This is a genomic window from Acinetobacter sp. N1-1, assembly GCF_056711485.1.
Genome location: NZ_JBWXUO010000012.1, coordinates 1108563 through 1127430, shown reverse-complemented (window position 1 = coordinate 1127430; position 18868 = coordinate 1108563). Strand labels below are relative to the sequence as shown.

Genomic DNA, 18868 nt, shown 5'->3' with positions numbered 1-18868 from the left:
TCTAACTATTAGCCTTCAAATTCTTCACAAGGTTTGGCTGCCATCCATTTTTTTCACAATATTTAGACTGTGCCAACCAAAAGCCTTGTGGTGTAAATACCCCTAAAATAACATTTTCAAATTGCAGAATTTGTACTCTATGCCTAAACCAAGGAAAAATTTTGGCAGATTGAATCGCTTTTTTAAGAGGCCAATGCCCTACACGACCATATAAGTGTATTTTCTCGCCATTTATTTTAGATCTTAAATATAGCTTTTTACCAAGTAAATCAGGGCTTAAACCTATTTTTTGCTGCATGCTACATTCAAAACTCCCTTGTAGAAGTTTTAAAACAGTATGTTGATCTATAACTAGATCCTCTGAAGTAACCACATCAAAATGACTAGATAAATACTCTTTTTCATTGAGCTGATATAACTTTCCTTGAAAACGAGCATACCAAAAAGGTGAAACAAATAAGGACGCTTGCGCATCAGGTCGAGCATGAATCACTTCATTCTGAATACGCTTAACAGTATCTAAACTTGGACGATAACCATCCTCTCCTTTCATCCAATATGAAAGAAGTTGTTTTTGTCTTGCTAAAGAGAGCACTAAAAAAAGTTCTAAATCTAGTATGTTATTCGAGATACATGATGCACTATCCATCTCAATTACTTCTTTTAATATTTCATCAGCATCCTGCATCAATTCTGTTGTACGGCTAATAGCCATTTGCATTTGAGGAAATCTGGACTGAATAACGGGCCAAAGTGTCGCTCTTGCCCAATTACGATCATAATGCTCATCAGAATTTGTTGGATCATCTACAAAAGGAATATTTTCTTGTTTTACCCACATATGTAGCTGTTCTTTAGAAAGCTTCAGTAAAGGTCGCCAAATAGATAACCCTAAACGCTGATCAATAGCTTTCATTGCAGATAAGCCTGCAACGCCTGCACCAGAAAATAAGCGTAGTAATAAAGTTTCAGCCTGATCTTGCTGATGATGCGCTAAAACCAGAATTTCATGACTTTGGCAATGTTTTTGAAATGCTTCATAACGCGCATTTCTAGCTTGTAACTCTAAATTTCCATCTTTCACAACAACAGGTTGTGAAATATATGGAATACCATTTTCAGAGCAAAATTTACCTACAAACTCGTGCCAATCTTTACTTAAAGACTGTAATTGATGATCTACATAAATTGCACGTACACGATTTGGAAAAATTTTAGAGAATAGATACAGCAGTAGCATGGAATCCATACCACCACTGCAACCTATAAGGAAATGATATTTCGGAAAATAAAATTCCGCGTCTGCTAAGATACAATCCCTGGATTGTCGCTGCCAAACTTCATTAAACGTTGGTAACGTGCTTCGCATCTTTCATCAGCATCCATTGGTTGTAACTCAGCTAAAGTTTGATTGAGAACCTCTTTCAAACTCTGCATCACTTGTTCAACATTCAGATGAGCACCTTCGCCCTCATCTACAACATGTTCAACAATTCCCATTTTCACAAGCTTATCTGCTGTTAGTGCCAACGCTTCACTTGCTTGCTCTGCTTTTTCTGCGGTTTTCCATAGAATAGAGGCACAGCCTTCTGGAGAAATTACAGAGTAAATACTGTGTGAAAGCATAATTACACGGTCGGCAACACCAATACCTAATGCACCACCTGAACCACCTTCACCCAATACTGTTGCAATTACAGGTACTTTTAAGCTTGCAAGCTGTGCAAGACTTGTTGCAATTGCTTCTGCTTGTCCACGCTCTTCTGCGCCAATACCTGGGTAAGCACCCATTGTGTCAATAAATGTCAATACAGGTAAATTAAAGCGCTCTGCCAAATCTAAAAGACGCTGAGACTTGCGGTAACCTTCAGGATTACACATACCAAAGTTATGCTGTAAACGCTCTCTTGTTGAACGACCACGGTGTTGACCAACAACCATGACAGGTTTTCCATCAAAACGAGCTAAACCGCCAACCATTGCACCATCATCACCAAATAAGCGATCGCCGTGTAAGGTATCAAAGTCTTCAAAAAGCTCATTAGCATAATCTAAAAACTGCGGACGTTCTGGATGACGTGCAATTTGCACTGTTTTCCATGCTTTCGTTTGAGCCGATTTATTTTTCATAGGTCGAATATTATCCTTAAATTAACTAAATCGAGTTAATCGATAAATTTTTCCGACTGAATGATCAAATCAATGTCCCAATGCTTAAATTGCGTTTGCTCATCATGCAGATCTGCAACCAGTAATGGCCATTGTTTCGCATCGCCAGAAACAGTGAGTTGCCATTGTTGCTCATTCAATACCTTCAATTCAATGGCAGGAAGCATCTCATCGCTACGACTATGATTCAATAAAACTGCCAAACGAAGTAATAAGCATAGATAAACAAGTGACATGCTACCTGCTTTTAGTGTTTCATTTTTTGCTTCATTTTTAATCTTACGACGGTGATGAGCAACAAGTTCAGATAAATGGTTCTGATCAATTTGTGAGAAACCAGGAATATCTGAATGTTGTAATAAATATGCACCATGACGGTGATAACCACCATGACTAATTGCTAAGCCAATTTCATGTAAATAAGCTGCTCTTCTTAGTAAGTCACTGTCTTCATTGGTTAAATTCAAAGACTCTTCTACATTTTCAAACAAACGCTGTGCTGTTTTTACAACTCTCTCTGCTTGTTTTACATCTGCACCATAGCGTCCTACCAGTGCTTGAACACTACGATCTCTAATATCTTCATGCTTAAATCTTCCCAACAAGTCATACATCACACCTTCTCTTAATGCACCATCAGAAAACATTAAGCGATCAATTTCCATGACCTCAAAAACCGCATATAGAATTGCAATCCCAGCTGGCAAAACTGCTCGTCTATCTTCTTTTAAGCCATCAAAATCTAAGTCAGAAACATGCTTATATTTTAGAAGTTTATCTTTTAATTTTTCTAAGCCTTCACGTGTAATACTTTCTTGTTCATCACTTAGCCCCATATTAACCATAATTTGGCGGCAAGCTTTAATTGTACCACTCGAACCAACAGCAGTATCCCAACCCTCTGTACGGTACAAGTTTGCAATTGCTGTTAGCTCTTTACATGCAGCAACAAATGCCTTTTGGAAATTCTTATGTGAGATATCGCCATTTGCAAAGAAACGGTTGGTAAATACAACACACCCCATTTGCAGTGATTCAGTATGTATTGGTTCAAACTCTTCACCAATAATAAACTCAGTTGACCCACCACCAATATCTACAACTAAACGACGACCACCGTTTGCCATAGTATGAGAAACACCTAAATAAATTAATCTTGCTTCTTCTCTACCTGCAATAATTTCAATTGGTTTTGGCAAAATTTCAGCAGCCTTTTGCATAAACTCATGGCCATTTTTTGCTTGGCGCAATGCATTCGTTGCAACAATACGCAATCTATTTGGCTGTACTGAACTTAAACGTCCAACAAAACGTGCTAGACATGCCAGTCCACGTTGCTGTGCTGCTTCTGTTAAATTTTCATCTTCATCCAACCCAGCAGCTAATTGTACTTTTTCTGACATGGATACTACTTTCTTTACTTCACCATGATCGACACGTGCAATCGCCAAGTGAAAGCTATTAGACCCCATATCAATTGCTGCTAGCAATTCCTCATCTATCAGAAAATCGGACATCGTGCAAAAAAACTCAAAATGAATTGTTACTTAGAGTAATCCACTCTCTTTAGATTGAAAAGTGCTTTTGCAATGCAATCTGATGTTTTTTACTCTTTATTCAATAGCTCAAAGCATTGACATCCTCCCCGACCTAAAGGACGGGGATTCCTCCTGCGAGACGCTCATGTCCGAGCGCAAGAATATTCAGTGCTGAGTTAATATCCCGATCATGGAGCGTACCGCACTCCATGCACTGCCATTCTCTTATTCCAAGACCTGTTCTACCTTTCGGACTACTGAGCCGTGAGCTACAGCACGAACACGTTTGGGTGGTATACATTTCATTGACTTCCTCAAACCATACGCCTGCGTTCTCGCATTTGTACTTGAGCATGGTTCGAAAGGTCGTCCAACTTGCATCAAGTACAGACTTAGCTAATTTTGTCTGTGCCAATGCTTTGGCATTTACATTGCCAACAATGATCATTGCATGGCTATTCACAAGTTTATGTGTGAATTGATGCAACATATTCTGTCTAATATTCTTAATCTTGGCATGAATCGCTTTAACACGTTTTTGATTCTTAGCTCTTTGAGCAATACCTAATTTTTGTTCATACTGACGATATATTTTAGGGGCTTTGAGTTTTACACCATCTGAGCATGTAGCAAGGTCTTTTAACCCTAGATCAATGCCTATTGCTGTGGTTGATACTGTTTTCTCAATCTTTGGTGTATCTACGACCAAACACACATACCAACGCCCACGACTATCTTCAACGAATGAGCCTGTCTTAACTTTGTATTTTGAAAGTCCGTAGCTATCCCATAGTTTGAATTGATGTTTACCGTATTGAACATAGCCATCAGCGTACTTCACAGCAACTTTTTTGAATGGAATCCAACCGAGTGAACGTCTTGCAGATTTCTTATTACTTACACGCCAATTCAGCTTGGCTTTCTTAAACTGTTTGCGTCTTATGATGAGTTCTTCTGTCACTGCTTGAACAGTTTGGCTATGCAAGCCACACTCTTTTGATGTGCCTTTGGTGTATTTCGCAACATCATAGGCTGAGAAGAATTTCCCTGTTTTTTTGAGATGCTTAAAACACAAATCATTGACATAATTCCAAACAAAGTTCACCTCAGATGCGAGTTGGTCTAGCACCTTGCAATGTTTGTCTTTTATGCGTAATTTAAGTGTTTTCATTATTTAAATATATTTGGTCTATGAGTAATAGTCAAGAGATTAGAACAGGTCGACACTGTGTTTTTAACATGCACGTTCATTTAGTCTTCGTGGCTAAATATCGTAGAGATGTATTTTCAAAAGAAATGCTTTTAACCATGAAAGAGGTCTTTGAGCGTGTCTGTATAGACTTTGAAGCAGAGTTAGTTGAATTTGACGGTGAACATGACCATGTTCATTTACTTGTAAATTATCCACCTAAAGTTGCTATCTCTAGCCTAGTAAATAGTCTAAAAGGAGCATCTAGCCGTATTTTACGAAAGAAACACCCTGAAATTAGAAACAAATTATGGGGAAATGCCCTATGGTCGCCTAGCTATTTCGCTGCATCATGTGGTGGTGCACCTATTGGAATTATTAAACAATACATTCAACAACAGCAAACACCGCATTAGCAATCCTAGCTAATCCCCACAAGGGGGACTAGCGGATTGCAGCCTTATATCCCCGCCCTGAAGGGCGAGGTTTTACGGCTAAAGGGATAAAATATATCGTTAATCTCTGTTGGACAGATAACTTTTAACCCATTAGATTGGTATTAAACAACTATACGCTTGAAAATTGCTGTGTAATACTTATATATAACCATAGCAATAAAACCAATTTGGAGCCATTCAATGTCAAACCTTGTAAATACAACAGATGCCGATTTTAAAGCAGATGTTCTTGAGGCCGAAACACCTGTACTTGTAGACTTCTGGGCTGCTTGGTGTGGACCATGTAAAGCTATCGCACCTGTACTTGAAGATTTATCACGTGAATACGACGGTAAGGTTAAAATTGTAAAAGTGGATGTAACAAACTGTGAAGAAACAGCAGTAAATTACAATATCCGTAATATTCCTGCACTTTTACTATTTAAAAATGGCGAAGTTGTTGCACAACAAGTAGGTGCTGTACCACGCTCAAAACTTGCTTCATTTATTGATGAAAACATCTAATTTACTATAACAATAAATACGCCATCAAATTTGGCGTATTTATTTTGTTAAAAAATTGACAATTAATGCTCAGTCACTTATATTTTAAATCTAAGAAAGATGCAGCAAAAAAATTTAGCTACACTTTTTCTGAAAAGATACAACACATAAGATCGCCGTTCGGCAAAGCAATTGTTTAATTTTCTCTTCAAAACAATTAACCAGATTTCTGCGTTTGTATTGTGCAAAAGAAATTGCTCAATGCTTTGTGCATTTGGTCGAATCTTACATCTATTCTATTTTTGACTCCAATGCTCTTATCTATATTGAACCACCTATGAATTTAACTGAACTCAAGAAAAAACCGATTGGCGAACTCATTAAAATTGCGGAGTTCATGGGCCTTGAGGGGATGGCACGTAACCGTAAACAAGATATTATTTTTGCTATTCTGAAACGCCATGCAATGAATGGGGAAGAAATTTTTGGCGATGGTGTTTTAGAAATTCTTTCTGATGGTTTTGGATTTTTACGTTCAGCGGCAGGATCATATCTTGCAGGACCTGATGATATCTATGTAAGCCCCTCTCAAATTCGTCGTTTCAATTTACGTACAGGTGATACAATTGCCGGGACAATTCGCCCACCAAAAGAAGGCGAACGTTATTTTGCATTATTAAAAGTAAATCAAATTAACTACGACACACCTGAAAATTCACGTAATAAAATTTTATTTGAAAACTTAACACCGCTTTTCCCTACTGAACAGTTAGTTATGGAACTTGGCAATGGTTCTAGTGAAGACTTAACAGCACGTGTTGTTGACCTTATTGCACCTATTGGTAAGGGACAGCGTTCTATCATTGTTGCACCACCTAAAGCTGGTAAGACCATGTTATTGCAAAACATGGCGCAATCAATTGTTCGTAATAATCCTGAAGTCTTTTTAATCGTTCTTCTTATTGATGAACGTCCTGAAGAAGTAACAGAAATGGAACGTACCGTTCGTGGTGAGGTTGTTGCATCAACATTTGATGAATCACCTGCTCGCCATGTTCAGGTTGCAGAAATGGTTATTGAAAAAGCAAAACGCCTTGTAGAGCATAAAAAAGATGTTGTAATCTTGCTTGACTCTATTACTCGTCTTGCGCGTGCCTATAACACAGTTATTCCATCATCTGGCAAAGTACTCACAGGTGGTGTAGATGCTCATGCTCTTGAACGCCCAAAACGTTTCTTTGGTGCTGCTCGTAATATTGAAGAAGGTGGTTCTTTAACTATTATTTCTACTGCACTTATTGAAACAGGCAGTAAAATGGATGAAGTAATTTACGAAGAATTCAAAGGTACAGGTAACCAAGAAATTATACTTGACCGCCGTATTGCTGAAAAACGTGTATTCCCTGCTATGAACATGAAAAAATCAGGCACACGTCGCGAAGAACGACTCATGGGTGAAGATAATCTTCGTAAAGTCTGGATTCTGCGTAAGCTTCTACATCCTATGGATGAATTGAACGCAATTGAATTCTTACTAGATCGTATGAAAGAAACCAAAACAAATGATGATTTCTTTGAACAAATGAAACGTAAACAGTAGTTCTAGCATAAAGCCTCACTCCTTGTGAGGCTTTTATTTAATAAGTTCACTATAATTGAACAATAAAATTTAAAAATAAGATCATTTTTTATTACAGCTAAATGCCTAGTATAAAGGTGTAATCTTTATACTTATAGAAATATAATCCCTACATTTATTACATAAAATAACAAACTATCTTCATTGAAAAAATATGCTTATCGGAGTTACAAGCAGTCTTTTATTACAATCGAAAAACCCCCTATTTTTAAGTAACTTAATCGACAATTACTTCAATATAAGTCGGATATTTGATTGTTATTTTCTGTTAAAAAAGCAACAGTTTTTGATCATTTTTTCGTTTTTTTTAAACATACCTAGTAGTAATTAAATAAGCTCAGTGATAGCATACACGCATGCCAGTTAACTTGCTCCATGCGTTGTTACCTATCGAAAACGTATAGGGATAATAAAAGCTTAAACAAGTTAGCTTTGGTTTTTTTTTCTCTATTATTTTATGAGAGTGATGCCATGTTATTCAAAAAATTTGCTATCGTAGCTGCTGTTGCTACAACTCTAGCTTTCGTTGGTTGTGCTAAGAAAGAAGCTCCTGCTGCTGATACTGCTGCCGCTGCTTCTGATGCTGCTGCTTCTGCAACTGCTGCTGCTTCTGACGCTGCTACTCAAGCAACTGCTGCTGCTTCTGACGCTGTAGCTGCTGCTTCTGACGCTGCTTCTCAAGCAACTGCTGCTGCTTCTGACGCTGCACCTGCTGCTTCTCAAGCTGCTCAATAATTCGAGTATCTTGAATTATAAAAAAGAGAGCATTTGCTCTCTTTTTTATAGGCAAAATAAATATGAATATCGCACTATTTGATTTTGATGAAACAATTACATCAAGAGATACTTTTGGGCCTTTTCTCAAGTCTACAGCTAGTAAAACTAAACAGTATGTTACTATACTAAAACTAAGCCCCTACTTCATTGGCTTTAAATTAAATTATATTACTGACAAAAAGTTTCGTACAAAACTCTGTTCTACAGCCTTCAAGAATTACCCCCAAAATACCTTACTTAATATTGCCAAATCTTTCGCACATGGATATCTAAATACTGTTATTTTACCTCATGCACTTAGCCGTATTGAATGGCACCTCTCACAAGGAGATCGCGTTGTTGTTGTCTCCTCCTCACTAGATATTTACCTGAAACCGTGGTGTAAGCAGTACAACTTAGACCTCATTTGTAATGAGCTAGAGTGTAAAAATTCAAAATATACAGGCAATCTAGTAGGTGGCGATTGTGGTGGCATCGATAAAGCAATACGCATTCAAAATAAATACAACCTATCAGACTATGAAACCATATATGCTTATGGCGACTCTCCAAATGATTTTGCAATGCTAGAGCTTGCAGATATAAAATTTTATCAGTGGCGTCGCCTATAAAAAAACCCCCATAATATTTGGGGGTTTTTTTTATTCTTGCTCTATACCGACACGCTGTCTAAATTTCTGTCCAGCTCTAAAAGTAACAACTCGACGTGCTGAGATTGGAATTTCTTCTCCAGTCTTAGGATTACGTCCCGGACGTTGGCGTTTATCACGCAACTCAAAATTTCCAAAACCAGAAAGCTTAACATGCTCTCCTGCAATCAACGCCTGGCTAATTTCCTCAAAAAATAATTCAACCATTTGCTTTGCTTCACGGCGATTTAATGCTGTAAGCTCGCTTAAATGGTCAGCCATTTCTGCTTTAGTTAATGCTGTCATGACGCCCTCAATGTTGCCTGATATGTGCTTTCTAGCACTTCAATTATTTGATCCATACCTGATTTAATTTCAGCATCCTCTAATGTTCTTGATGGATGCTGCCACAATAATGCAAACGCTAACGAACGTTTACCACCCTCAACACCCTGTCCTGTATATACATCAAACAACCATGTTGAGTCGAGAAGCTCTCCACCAGTTTTTTCGATTAACTGCTGAATTTCTTTTACACTTATCTTATCATCAATTAAAAGTGCAATATCACGTCTAACAGATGGAAAACGTGATAATTCTGTAAAATTAGATACATAAGATTGCAAAATGATATTTTGGTCAAGCTCTGCTACCCAAGTTACACCCAAATCCAATGATGATTCAAGTGATGGATGCAAACGACCAAAATAACCAATAGATTGACCATTCACTAAAACTTCAGCAGATTGCCCAGGATGTAACCAGCTTCGCTCTGAACGAATATATTCAACTTTTAAACGGCTTGCCGAAATCACTTCCTCAACTTCACCTTTAAAGTCAAAAAAGTCCATATCTTGAGTTTTCACATGCCATTGCTCTGGAACACGCGAACCTACAGCAATCATTGCTAATGTTGGTTTTTGTTTTAGCTCATCAAGATTCTTTGCATTTTGATAATCAAAACGCAAACCTAACTCAAAGAAACGTACACGGCTTTGTTGACGATTTAAGTTATATTGCACACATGGAATTAAACTTGAAAGTAATGTACTGCGCATTGCAGCTAAATCACTTGATATTGGATTAGCTAACATCAAAGGATTTACAGTAGGATTCAATTGCTTTTCTAATTTGGCATCTGCAAAACTAAAACTAATTGCTTCTTGATACCCTAATGTTGCAACAGTTTGACGCAGTTGAGAAATTTCAAATTGGTCTTTATAGCTAGATAGCTCTACATCAATTTGTGGCAACTTAATCTGAATATTGTCGTAGCCATGAATACGTACAATTTCTTCAATAAGGTCTTGATAAATCACCATATCAAAACGATGTGAAGGTGGTACAACTGACCATGCATTCTGAGCTATTTCAGTCACACGACAACCTAAACGCATTAAAGCATCGGCAATAAAACTTGATTCAATCTCATAACCAAGTAAACGTTCAACTTGACTTTTATGCAGTTCAATTGCATTTCTTTGTGGCAATACATCAGATTGTTCAGCAGAAATAATTGGGCCAAAATCACCACCTGCAATTTCTGCAATTAAAGCAGAAACACGTTGAAGCGCTTTTAATGGCAACTCAAAATCCACCCCACGCTCAAAGCGCTGTGAAGAATCGGTATGTAAACCATAACGACGTGCACGGCCTGCAACTGCTAAAGGTGCAAAGAAAGCACTCTCCAAGAAAATATCTGTTGTGGTATCTGTCACACTTGAAGAAAGACCACCCATAACCCCTGCAATTGCAAGTGCTTGTGCATCATCTGCAACAACCATAACATCTTCTGTTAATACCACTTCTTGTTCATTTAATAGAACAATTTTTTCACCTTTGTTTGCTTGACGAACTTGAATATCACCTTCAATTTTTGCCAAATCAAATGCATGCATAGGTTGACCAAGTTCAAGTAACACATAATTTGTTACATCAACTAAAAAGCTATGCAAACGAATACCAGAGCGAGATAATGCTTTTTCCATCCAGACTGGTGTTTTCGCTTGAATATTTACATTACGAACAATACGCCCTAGATAACGTGGCACACCTTCAGTTTTAAGGTTTACTTTCTTCACATCTTCAAGTGTATTTTGAACATTGACAAATTCAGGTTCATTGACCTCTGTTTGGTTAATGACAGCAACTTCGCGAGCAATACCTCTCACGCTAAAGCAATCACCTCTATTCGGTGTAATTGAAATATCAATTACTTGATCATCAAGCTCTAAATACTCACGAATATTTACACCAATGGGTGCATCATTTGGTAACTCTAACAAACCATCAATTTGATCTTCTAGGTCAATTTCAGAAGCACCACATAGCATTCCATGTGAAGCTACACCACGTAACTTACCTTTTTTAATTTTAAAGTCACCTGGTAGTACAGCACCAATCGTTGCAACAGGTACACGTAAACCAACACGTACATTTGGTGCGCCACACACTATTTGTAATGGCTCATCTTCACCGATACTAACTGTTGTTACACGTAGACGATCTGCATCAGGGTGCTGTTCAACTGTCAGCACCTCACCAATAACAACCCCAGTAAATGGCTTTGCCACAGGAGAAATATCATCGACCTCTAAGCCAAGCATGGTCAACTGGTTTGCTAGTGTTGCGCTATCAATTGCAGGATTTACCCACGTACGCAACCAATTTTCACTAATTTTCATTTGATCTATAACCTTAAAACTTTCTTGATCTATTCTTCAGTAAACTCAATGCAAATATCGATTGAACTAAGCAAATTGACGTAAGAAACGTACATCGTTTTGATAGAACATACGTAAATCATTAATGCCATAACGCAACATTGCAAAGCGTTCTACGCCTAGACCAAAAGCAAAACCTGTATACTTTTCAGGATCAATACCAGCTGCACTTAATACATTTGGATGCACCATGCCACAACCTAATACCTCAAGCCATTTACCACGCTCATCCATAATATCTACTTCTGCACTTGGCTCTGTAAAAGGAAAATATGATGGACGAAATCTAACTTGTAGCTCTTTTTCAAAGAAAGATTGAAGTAAATTTACCAATAGACCCTTTAGTTCAGCAAAGCTTGTCTTTTCTGCAACATATAAGCCTTCAATTTGATGAAACATTGGTGAATGAGTTTGGTCCGAGTCGCAGCGGTAAACACGCCCCGGGCACACAATGCGAATTGGTGGCTGACGTTTTTCCATCGTACGAATTTGTACACCTGAAGTATGTGTACGTAGTAAATGGTTTGCATCAAAATAAAACGTGTCATGCATAGCACGCGCAGGGTGATGGCTTGGAATATTCAATGCTTCAAAATTATGATAGTCATCTTCAACCTCAGGACCAGTTTCTACTGTAAATCCTGCTTTAGTAAAAAATTGGCAGATACGATCTTGAACTTGAGTAACAGGGTGAATACTCCCCATCTGCTGACCACGACCTGGCAAAGTAATATCAATCGTTTCACTCGCTAGCTTTGCTTCAAGCGCTTGTTGTTGTAATACTTGCTGTCTTTCCGTCAATGCTTTATTTATTGCTTCACGCACCGCATGAATTCTTGCACCCTCAACTTTACGTTGTTCAGGGTCCATTTTACCTAAAGATTTTGACTGCTCTGCAAGCTGACTTTTTTTCCCAGTAAATTGCACTCGGGCTTGGTCTAAGGTTGCAAGGTCTTGAGCGGCTGCAATTGCGCTCAGTGCTTCATTGGTCAAAGCTTCCAGTGACATAATTACTCTCAAAGCATCTATAAAAATTAGAAAAATTATTGCCCATTCTAACAGCTTTTCATAGACTTAATGAAGTTTTCACAACAAGTAAAATTTACCTACACCAGAGCTAATCAAAAATGTTAAAATTCTAAATACAAAACACCTTATTTCATCTAATAATCAAAATTATTTGCTCCACAGCAACTGTAAAATATAGAGAATAACTATGGCTTTAGATCCAATTTGGAAACAACAACTTGTACTTGTAACTTATGGCAATGAATTTTTAAAGAATCAGCTCAGTTTTAGCACTTGGATCAACCATAATATTTTTCAAAATTGCTTAATTCAGTTTCGTAGTTTAAAGACTCAACACCTGCTTGCTCAACATTTTCAAATTTGGTTGGAAAGCTTAAAAACACAAGGTTTCACACAACTAAGTTTACATGAATCCAATATATTAAAAGATGGTACCAACCCAAATCCAAATATTGAGCTACTATCCTTCAAACACTTTATTGTGGCACATAGCCCTCAAAAAAAAGTTGCTTGGATTTTTGGTCAAGAGTTGGCTGAATGGTATACCGCAGATAATGAATATGAAACTCCTGTATCACAACAGCTTAAAAGTCAACTTGTAACTATGTGGGATTTTGAATTACCTGCACCACTCATTAAACAAATCACCTTAGATTTAAATCGCCCAAATTGGGACGGTATTAATGATTATCTTGAAAAAGAAATTTTTAATCAGCCATATGTCACAAATTTTACTGTGCAAGAGCTGACTTCAGCCTATTATACGGGAACATCAAATAGCGATGACCAATCATTATTACCTCAAGATTATCATGCAGAAATCTCTCATGAGTTCTTATTTAAGCTTGAACAGCTTGACCAACAAATTGAAAAATCTAGGCAACATTCAAATAGCTTAACAGCAGAAATGCAGGCTTTTTCACAGAAAGTAGATGAGCTCTTCTCGAAACTTATTGTAAAGACAGCAAATCATTACAAAGAAGCAAAGCGCAAAGTAACTTTAGGGAACTCTCCATTTGATAATAAAGAGAACTTAAATACAGACCACAAAGCAATTGCTTCTACAAAAAGTGTGATTGCACTCATTTTTATTACTCTTGTGATTGCTGCACTTGTCTACTATTTCGGATTTTAAATAAAAAAAGACCGCTAAATAGCGGTCTTTTTAGAATCTCTAAACTTATGCAGCTAGAGCAGTTTTAGCTTTTTCAGCTAAAGCTGTGAATGCAACTGAATCATGCATAGCAATGTCAGCTAATACACGACGGTCAACAATCACTTGTGCTTTTTTCAAGCCAGCAATCATACGGCTGTATGATAAACCGTTTTGACGCGCACCAGCGTTAATACGCGCAATCCATAAAGCACGGAATTGACGTTTTTTCTGACGACGGTCACGGTAAGCATATTGTCCTGCTTTGATTACTGCTTGGAACGCTACGCGATAAACGCGTGAACGAGCACCATAGTAACCTTTAGCACGAGCAAGAATTTTCTTGTGACGACGATGCGCCACTACACCACGTTTTACACGAGCCATTTATAATCTCCTTAAATGTATGGGCACATACGACGAACTGAAGCAACGTCACTAACGTGAACCATTACACAGCCGCGTAATTGACGGATACGCTTAGCAGATTTTTTGGTCAAAATGTGGCGTTTGAACGCTTGTTTACGCTTGAAACCGTTTGCAGTCGCTTTGAAACGTTTAGCTGCACCACGGCGAGTTTTTAGCTTAGCCATAGTAACCTCTTTTGGACACCTGTTTAGCGTGCTTACACCATGTAAGTAGCCTGCAGGTAAGGAAGCGCATATTTTAGCTTATCTTTGCTTAAAACAAAAGCAATTAATTCAAATTTCAACTATATAGCTCTTTTACACCAATACTTTTTTATTTTTAATCCAATTCGAAAATTGAAAATATTACACAATAAATTCAAGTAGGAAGACAAACCAATAGCATTAAAAATATTTTCAGTTTATATGTATGAGTATAAATAGGTTTTCAGACACATTTGATTGCTATTGCTCATCTAGATTTTTATAAAATACCCTTTAATTAACATAGTGATAGAAAATACTTACTCACATATAAAATACCACTCTGAGCTATCTTATACGCACCCAAGTTTCTTAATCATATATAGTCAAACAAACCTACTGTCTTAGGAAATCGTTAAATATAAAAGTACATTCTACTAAAATCATACATGAGCTTTTTAACCGCTTAATTTAATAATTCGAAGCATTTTTATACTTCTATCAAACTACATACCTACTGAATGAATGATTCTATAATGAAGCTATTGCTCTAAACTTCATCCCATAAATTTTAAATATCACAATTTTTTTATTTTTAAGTATATTCACTTACATATTTTTGAAAAACCATCAAAGCTATAGCTTAAACTTACAGCTTTTAAATATTACTTTAATATGGCGATACTTCCCCTCTAATTACATAAAGTACAAGTAGGTCTTCTAATTTTATTTATATTTGAACACTCTAAATTATTACTATATATAAAAAATGAAATAATCTGCAAAAATTCACCTACTACTTTTCAGTATTAAATACGATAGATAAATTCAAACTCAATTGTATACCTATGAAAGCTATAAGCTATAAAATATGCATTAATAATAAACCATAAAAAAGCCTATCAAAAAATTTGATAGGCTAAAGTAAAGCTCAAAATATTAAAGTGGTCTAATATTTTCAGCTTGTAGTCCTTTTTGACCTTGAGTAACGATAAACTCTACTTGTTGTCCTTCAGTAAGGCTCTTAAAACCATCTGATTGGATATTTTTGAAGTGAGCAAATACATCTTGTCCACCTTGAGTTTGGATAAATCCAAAGCCTTTAGTATCGTTAAACCATTTAACAACGCCAGTTTGTACATTATTTGACATATTATGTCCTCTTTCCAGTAAAGGACTAGAATATTGCGATTTCAAATTAGAAACGTAGAACTTTGAAATAGATACTGCGTAATAATTATGGTGAAGAAACAAAATTCTAGTAGGTAAATAACACAGTTAAAAACTGTATTTGTGAATTACATTAATTTATACATTTGATTGAGTGAAGTATAAAAACTTCTTCCATCTAAATTTAAGCTGACTTCTTGACCAGATTCTAAAAGAATTTTTTTACCAACCTCTACAGTCATAAAGCCTGTAGATGTATTTTGTCGCTTTTCATTAGGAATAATTTTTACATTAATTTTATCGCCATTAATTGCGATAGCTATACGATTTACAATCTTTTCCAATTTATACCAATTCATGCACATTTCAACATCTGTGCTATTTTCGTAATAGTGAATACTGTCTAAAATTTACCAATTTCAAAAACAAATATATAGTATCTTCTTATTGAATAATCAAATATTCAATGAGGGCTACTGTATAGACTTCACAAAGTAAAAGCAATAGATACTTAAAAATTTATTCTAAAAATATACTTTATTTAAAAAAATAAAACATACTTCACACAATTAATTGTTCTACCATTATAGCCAATAAAATAAATACGACCTACAAACAACAGTAAACTAATGTAGAGGATAACTTATGAATAATGTCGAAACATATTTAAAAACAAGAATTTCTTGGCCTAGTATATTTGCCGGCACAATCATTGTCTTAGCTGTTTCTTTTCTTCTTTCAATTTTAGGAATAGCATTAGGATTCTCTATGCTAGACCCTTTATCTAATACAGATATTGGTAATGGCTCAGGTACTACTCTAGGTATTTGGACAGGTATTTCCTTATTAATTAGTTTAGCAGTCGGTGGTTTTATTACTGGAAAGCTTTCAGGAATTCATGGTGGTACACATGGTTTCTTAGTTTGGTGCTTATCTCTCATTGTTGGACTTTTTATTAGCATATCTACAGTAACAAGCACACTAAACATTACAGGAAATTTAGTTGGGTCTGTAACATCTATTACTGGAAATGTTGCATCATCTTTGGGACAAAGTACTCTACAAATATTTAAAGATAACAATTTAAGTAATATTATTCCTAATTCATCAGATATTATTGAATCTAGTAATAAAAATGTATTAGTTGCTTTGAAAAAAAGTGGCATACCTGAACTACAGCCAAGTTACTTAAGCTCACAATTAGATTGGGCAAAAGGTCAGATTCAAACAGCATTGAAAGACATCGCAATTACTCCACAAAAAAGTGATGAAATTATTAATAATTTGCTTGCCTCATTAAAAACCCGCATTCAGTCTATAAATAACTCTATTAGCAAAGATGAAATAAAAACAGCTATAACCAAAAATAGTAATATGACAAATAAAGAGGCAGATCAAGCTGTTGAAAACTTCTTAAAAGAACGAGATACTGCAGTTCAAAAAGTAAATGAGGCATTTAATCAAGCACAAATTACAATTAATGATGCAAAGATTAAATACCAAGTCATTAAGCAGGATGCTAGAGAAAAAGCTGCCATTGCAACTAAACTCGCAGCAAAAGCAGCCTTATGGGCTTTTATAGGGCTATTTCTTGGTGCAATAGTTAGTATATTTAGTGGTCGCATAGGTTCAAAAACATCTGAAAGATAACTCAACCACATATAATAAATAGATATAGAAAAGCCTTAGACTTTGTAACTACAAATTATGAAGCTAAGGCTTTTCATAAAATATTCTAAAAAACCTTTTTTAATTACCAAATAGTTTGTCCTTTTAAAAAAGGGATTTAATTATTTAAAGGCATTGTAATTTTCTTTTATCAAATGGAAAGTGATAGTATTATTGACTAAACAGCAACTATGTTCCAAAAATGCTGTGTATCATGAAATTATTACTATAAGCTTTATGCTTGAACTAAATGACATATCTTTAGAATAAAGGAAATAATTTAGCATTAATAGGATCAATACCTATTACACAAAATCTAAGAAAACAAACAATTAAACTAGCAAATATTAGTCCTAAATGTGACTTACTAACTTATTCTGCACTGAACGTATGTGGGACTGTGTGTGACCAGATGGGATAATGTGGGATGAAAGTATTGTGAATAGGGACTTTGAGTGTTTTTTAGTGGGGAATTCAGTAAGAACTTCATTTCCCCTTTATTTTGCACTAAATTTTATAATTATTTTCATATCAGTTTATTTTTACATTTCATTTTGCACCGTTAATAGTATTGGTACTCTATTCAGGAGTTTCTCAACTGTTACACCAACAATCTTATTAATGTCTGAGTTTGGCCGATCTATAGAGTCTAAATTGAACTTTAGTTCAAATATCTCCTTATTCTTTAGCTTCAACTGTATTACAACATCTTTATCTTTGGCTTCAGCATCAAAAATTTCTTTAATATTTTTAGTTGTTTGCGTCTCATTGATACTAAAAATATTATTATTCTCCATCATAAAAGCTACCTACTAATTGTTTGATTGTTGATTGAATGACTTCATTATCAGAAGTATTACAAATATACAGTCTATATATAGATAATATAAGCTGTGCCTTAGCCTTGGACGACATTAGTTGTCGCCTTAATACTAATGCTTCTTCAATCGTATAAATACAATCAGACAACACCTGTATATCAATACCATCATCTTTCCGTAATCCCTCATATAACGCACTAATAAAGCGTGCTCGCCCTTTGGGTTCCATTTCCTTATTTGCATTCTGTAATGAGCTTTCTAACGCATTAAATGCTTGTATTAGTAAGTCTTTATTTAAATTTGGCTCTTGTTCTACAGAAGTTTTTTCTTTGGGATCATTTAAGCTGTTACTTTCTTTTGTATAAGGCTCTCCGACGCCAGTTGCTAACCAACCTGGATTCACTCCTGTTGCTACACAAATTTTGTCTAGTGTACTTTTATGAAGGCTTTTTCTGCCATCTACCCATATTCCTGTAAATGTTCCTTTAGATAAACCTACTCTTTTAGCAAAACTATAAGGTGCTTCTAACTCCTTTTCTGTCATTAGTTTTTTAATACGTTCTTTTAACGGGTTCTGTTCTAGTTCCCAATTATTTTCTTTGTTTTGCGTACTCATGACAAAAAAACCACCTCTACTACCAAAAAAATAAATATATATAAATCATATATATATGAAAAAAATCATAATTGCAGTTCTCAAATAATTTTAAGAACTATTGACGGTTCTTATTTAAGAACTTATATTATCGTTAGAAACGGTAAATACCCACTCTAACGGAATAACTTAATTGATATAACTCTCCTTTAAGGA

Annotated in this window: 20 protein-coding genes; 7 read left to right on the top strand and 13 right to left on the bottom strand. The window is 35.8% G+C overall.

Annotation, left to right across the window (positions count from 1 at the left end):
- Window position 1: 1 nt before the first annotated feature.
- From tilS to AC1MPL_RS05655, 4 genes are all read right to left on the bottom strand, one after another.
- Complete coding sequence (tilS, locus tag AC1MPL_RS05670; RefSeq protein ID WP_479764849.1) at window positions 2-1369, bottom strand: tRNA lysidine(34) synthetase TilS; 1368 nt, start codon at window positions 1367-1369, stop codon at window positions 2-4.
- Window positions 1306-2130 (bottom strand): acetyl-CoA carboxylase carboxyltransferase subunit alpha, encoded by an 825-nt coding sequence (locus AC1MPL_RS05665; RefSeq protein ID WP_479764848.1) that lies wholly within the window; start codon window positions 2128-2130, stop codon window positions 1306-1308. Before AC1MPL_RS05665 ends, tilS begins: the two co-directional genes overlap by 64 nt.
- Window positions 2131-2165: 35 nt before the next feature.
- On the bottom strand, window positions 2166-3686 hold the full coding sequence (gene ppx / locus AC1MPL_RS05660) for an exopolyphosphatase (RefSeq protein ID WP_479764847.1): 1521 nt from the start codon (window positions 3684-3686) through the stop codon (window positions 2166-2168).
- A 133-nt stretch (window positions 3687-3819) separates the two neighbouring features.
- Window positions 3820-4878, bottom strand: a complete 1059-nt coding sequence (locus AC1MPL_RS05655) for an RNA-guided endonuclease InsQ/TnpB family protein (RefSeq protein WP_479763254.1) — start codon at window positions 4876-4878, stop codon at window positions 3820-3822.
- A 20-nt stretch (window positions 4879-4898) separates the two neighbouring features.
- Here AC1MPL_RS05655 and tnpA point away from each other — a divergent pair, with 20 nt between their 5' ends.
- The 5 genes from tnpA to AC1MPL_RS05630 all read left to right on the top strand — a co-directional run bounded on the left by tnpA (window position 4899) and on the right by AC1MPL_RS05630 (window position 8864).
- On the top strand, window positions 4899-5312 hold the full coding sequence (tnpA, locus tag AC1MPL_RS05650; RefSeq protein ID WP_479763252.1) for an IS200/IS605 family transposase: 414 nt from the start codon (window positions 4899-4901) through the stop codon (window positions 5310-5312).
- Window positions 5313-5534: 222 nt separating this feature from the next.
- Entirely contained in the window at window positions 5535-5858 is a 324-nt protein-coding gene (gene trxA, locus AC1MPL_RS05645) for a thioredoxin (RefSeq protein WP_479764846.1), read from the top strand.
- 316 nt (window positions 5859-6174) lie between these two features.
- Complete coding sequence (gene rho, locus AC1MPL_RS05640; protein WP_237411288.1) at window positions 6175-7437, top strand: transcription termination factor Rho; 1263 nt, start codon at window positions 6175-6177, stop codon at window positions 7435-7437.
- 510 nt (window positions 7438-7947) lie between these two features.
- Entirely contained in the window at window positions 7948-8211 is a 264-nt protein-coding gene (locus AC1MPL_RS05635) for a hypothetical protein (RefSeq protein WP_479764845.1), read from the top strand.
- 62 nt (window positions 8212-8273) lie between these two features.
- Window positions 8274-8864 (top strand): HAD-IB family hydrolase, encoded by a 591-nt coding sequence (locus tag AC1MPL_RS05630; protein WP_479764844.1) that lies wholly within the window; start codon window positions 8274-8276, stop codon window positions 8862-8864.
- A gap of 30 nt (window positions 8865-8894) precedes the next feature.
- On the opposite strand, the gene AC1MPL_RS05625 is transcribed toward AC1MPL_RS05630, so the two are convergent.
- The 3 genes from AC1MPL_RS05625 to pheS all read right to left on the bottom strand — a co-directional run bounded on the left by AC1MPL_RS05625 (window position 8895) and on the right by pheS (window position 12613).
- On the bottom strand, window positions 8895-9188 hold the full coding sequence (locus AC1MPL_RS05625) for an integration host factor subunit alpha (RefSeq protein WP_479764843.1): 294 nt from the start codon (window positions 9186-9188) through the stop codon (window positions 8895-8897).
- Window positions 9185-11566, bottom strand: a complete 2382-nt coding sequence (gene pheT / locus AC1MPL_RS05620) for a phenylalanine--tRNA ligase subunit beta (RefSeq protein WP_479764842.1) — start codon at window positions 11564-11566, stop codon at window positions 9185-9187. Before pheT ends, AC1MPL_RS05625 begins: the two co-directional genes overlap by 4 nt.
- A 66-nt stretch (window positions 11567-11632) precedes the next feature.
- Window positions 11633-12613 carry a phenylalanine--tRNA ligase subunit alpha gene (gene pheS, locus AC1MPL_RS05615; RefSeq protein WP_479764841.1) on the bottom strand — a complete coding sequence of 327 codons (981 nt, stop codon included), beginning with the start codon at window positions 12611-12613 and terminating at the stop codon, window positions 11633-11635.
- A gap of 208 nt (window positions 12614-12821) precedes the next feature.
- Here pheS and AC1MPL_RS05610 point away from each other — a divergent pair, with 208 nt between their 5' ends.
- Window positions 12822-13769: a hypothetical protein gene (locus AC1MPL_RS05610; RefSeq protein ID WP_479764840.1), complete on the top strand. Its 948-nt coding sequence runs from the start codon at window positions 12822-12824 to the stop codon at window positions 13767-13769.
- A 45-nt stretch (window positions 13770-13814) separates the two neighbouring features.
- Here the strand turns inward: AC1MPL_RS05610 and rplT are convergent, their stop codons facing one another.
- The 4 genes from rplT to AC1MPL_RS05590 all read right to left on the bottom strand — a co-directional run bounded on the left by rplT (window position 13815) and on the right by AC1MPL_RS05590 (window position 15927).
- Window positions 13815-14174, bottom strand: coding sequence for a 50S ribosomal protein L20 (gene rplT, locus AC1MPL_RS05605; RefSeq protein WP_023272619.1), 360 nt, complete (start codon window positions 14172-14174; stop codon window positions 13815-13817).
- Window positions 14175-14185: 11 nt separating this feature from the next.
- Entirely contained in the window at window positions 14186-14380 is a 195-nt protein-coding gene (gene rpmI, locus AC1MPL_RS05600) for a 50S ribosomal protein L35 (RefSeq protein WP_001096359.1), read from the bottom strand.
- Between the two features lie 957 nt (window positions 14381-15337).
- Window positions 15338-15550 carry a cold-shock protein gene (locus AC1MPL_RS05595; protein ID WP_479764839.1) on the bottom strand — a complete coding sequence of 71 codons (213 nt, stop codon included), beginning with the start codon at window positions 15548-15550 and terminating at the stop codon, window positions 15338-15340.
- Window positions 15551-15696: 146 nt separating this feature from the next.
- On the bottom strand, window positions 15697-15927 hold the full coding sequence (locus tag AC1MPL_RS05590; RefSeq protein WP_479764838.1) for a transposase: 231 nt from the start codon (window positions 15925-15927) through the stop codon (window positions 15697-15699).
- 286 nt (window positions 15928-16213) lie between these two features.
- Between AC1MPL_RS05590 and AC1MPL_RS05585 the strand changes: the two genes are divergently transcribed.
- Complete coding sequence (locus AC1MPL_RS05585) at window positions 16214-17218, top strand: hypothetical protein (RefSeq protein ID WP_479764837.1); 1005 nt, start codon at window positions 16214-16216, stop codon at window positions 17216-17218.
- Window positions 17219-17778: 560 nt separating this feature from the next.
- On the opposite strand, the gene AC1MPL_RS05580 is transcribed toward AC1MPL_RS05585, so the two are convergent.
- Together AC1MPL_RS05580 and AC1MPL_RS05575 are read right to left on the bottom strand one after the other, a co-directional pair.
- Entirely contained in the window at window positions 17779-18036 is a 258-nt protein-coding gene (locus AC1MPL_RS05580) for a hypothetical protein (protein WP_479764836.1), read from the bottom strand.
- The gene (locus AC1MPL_RS05575; RefSeq protein WP_479764835.1) at window positions 18023-18673 is read right to left on the bottom strand and encodes a helix-turn-helix domain-containing protein; all 651 of its coding nucleotides are present in this window, start codon (window positions 18671-18673) and stop codon (window positions 18023-18025) included. Before AC1MPL_RS05575 ends, AC1MPL_RS05580 begins: the two co-directional genes overlap by 14 nt.
- Between the last annotated feature and the right edge of the window lie 195 nt (window positions 18674-18868).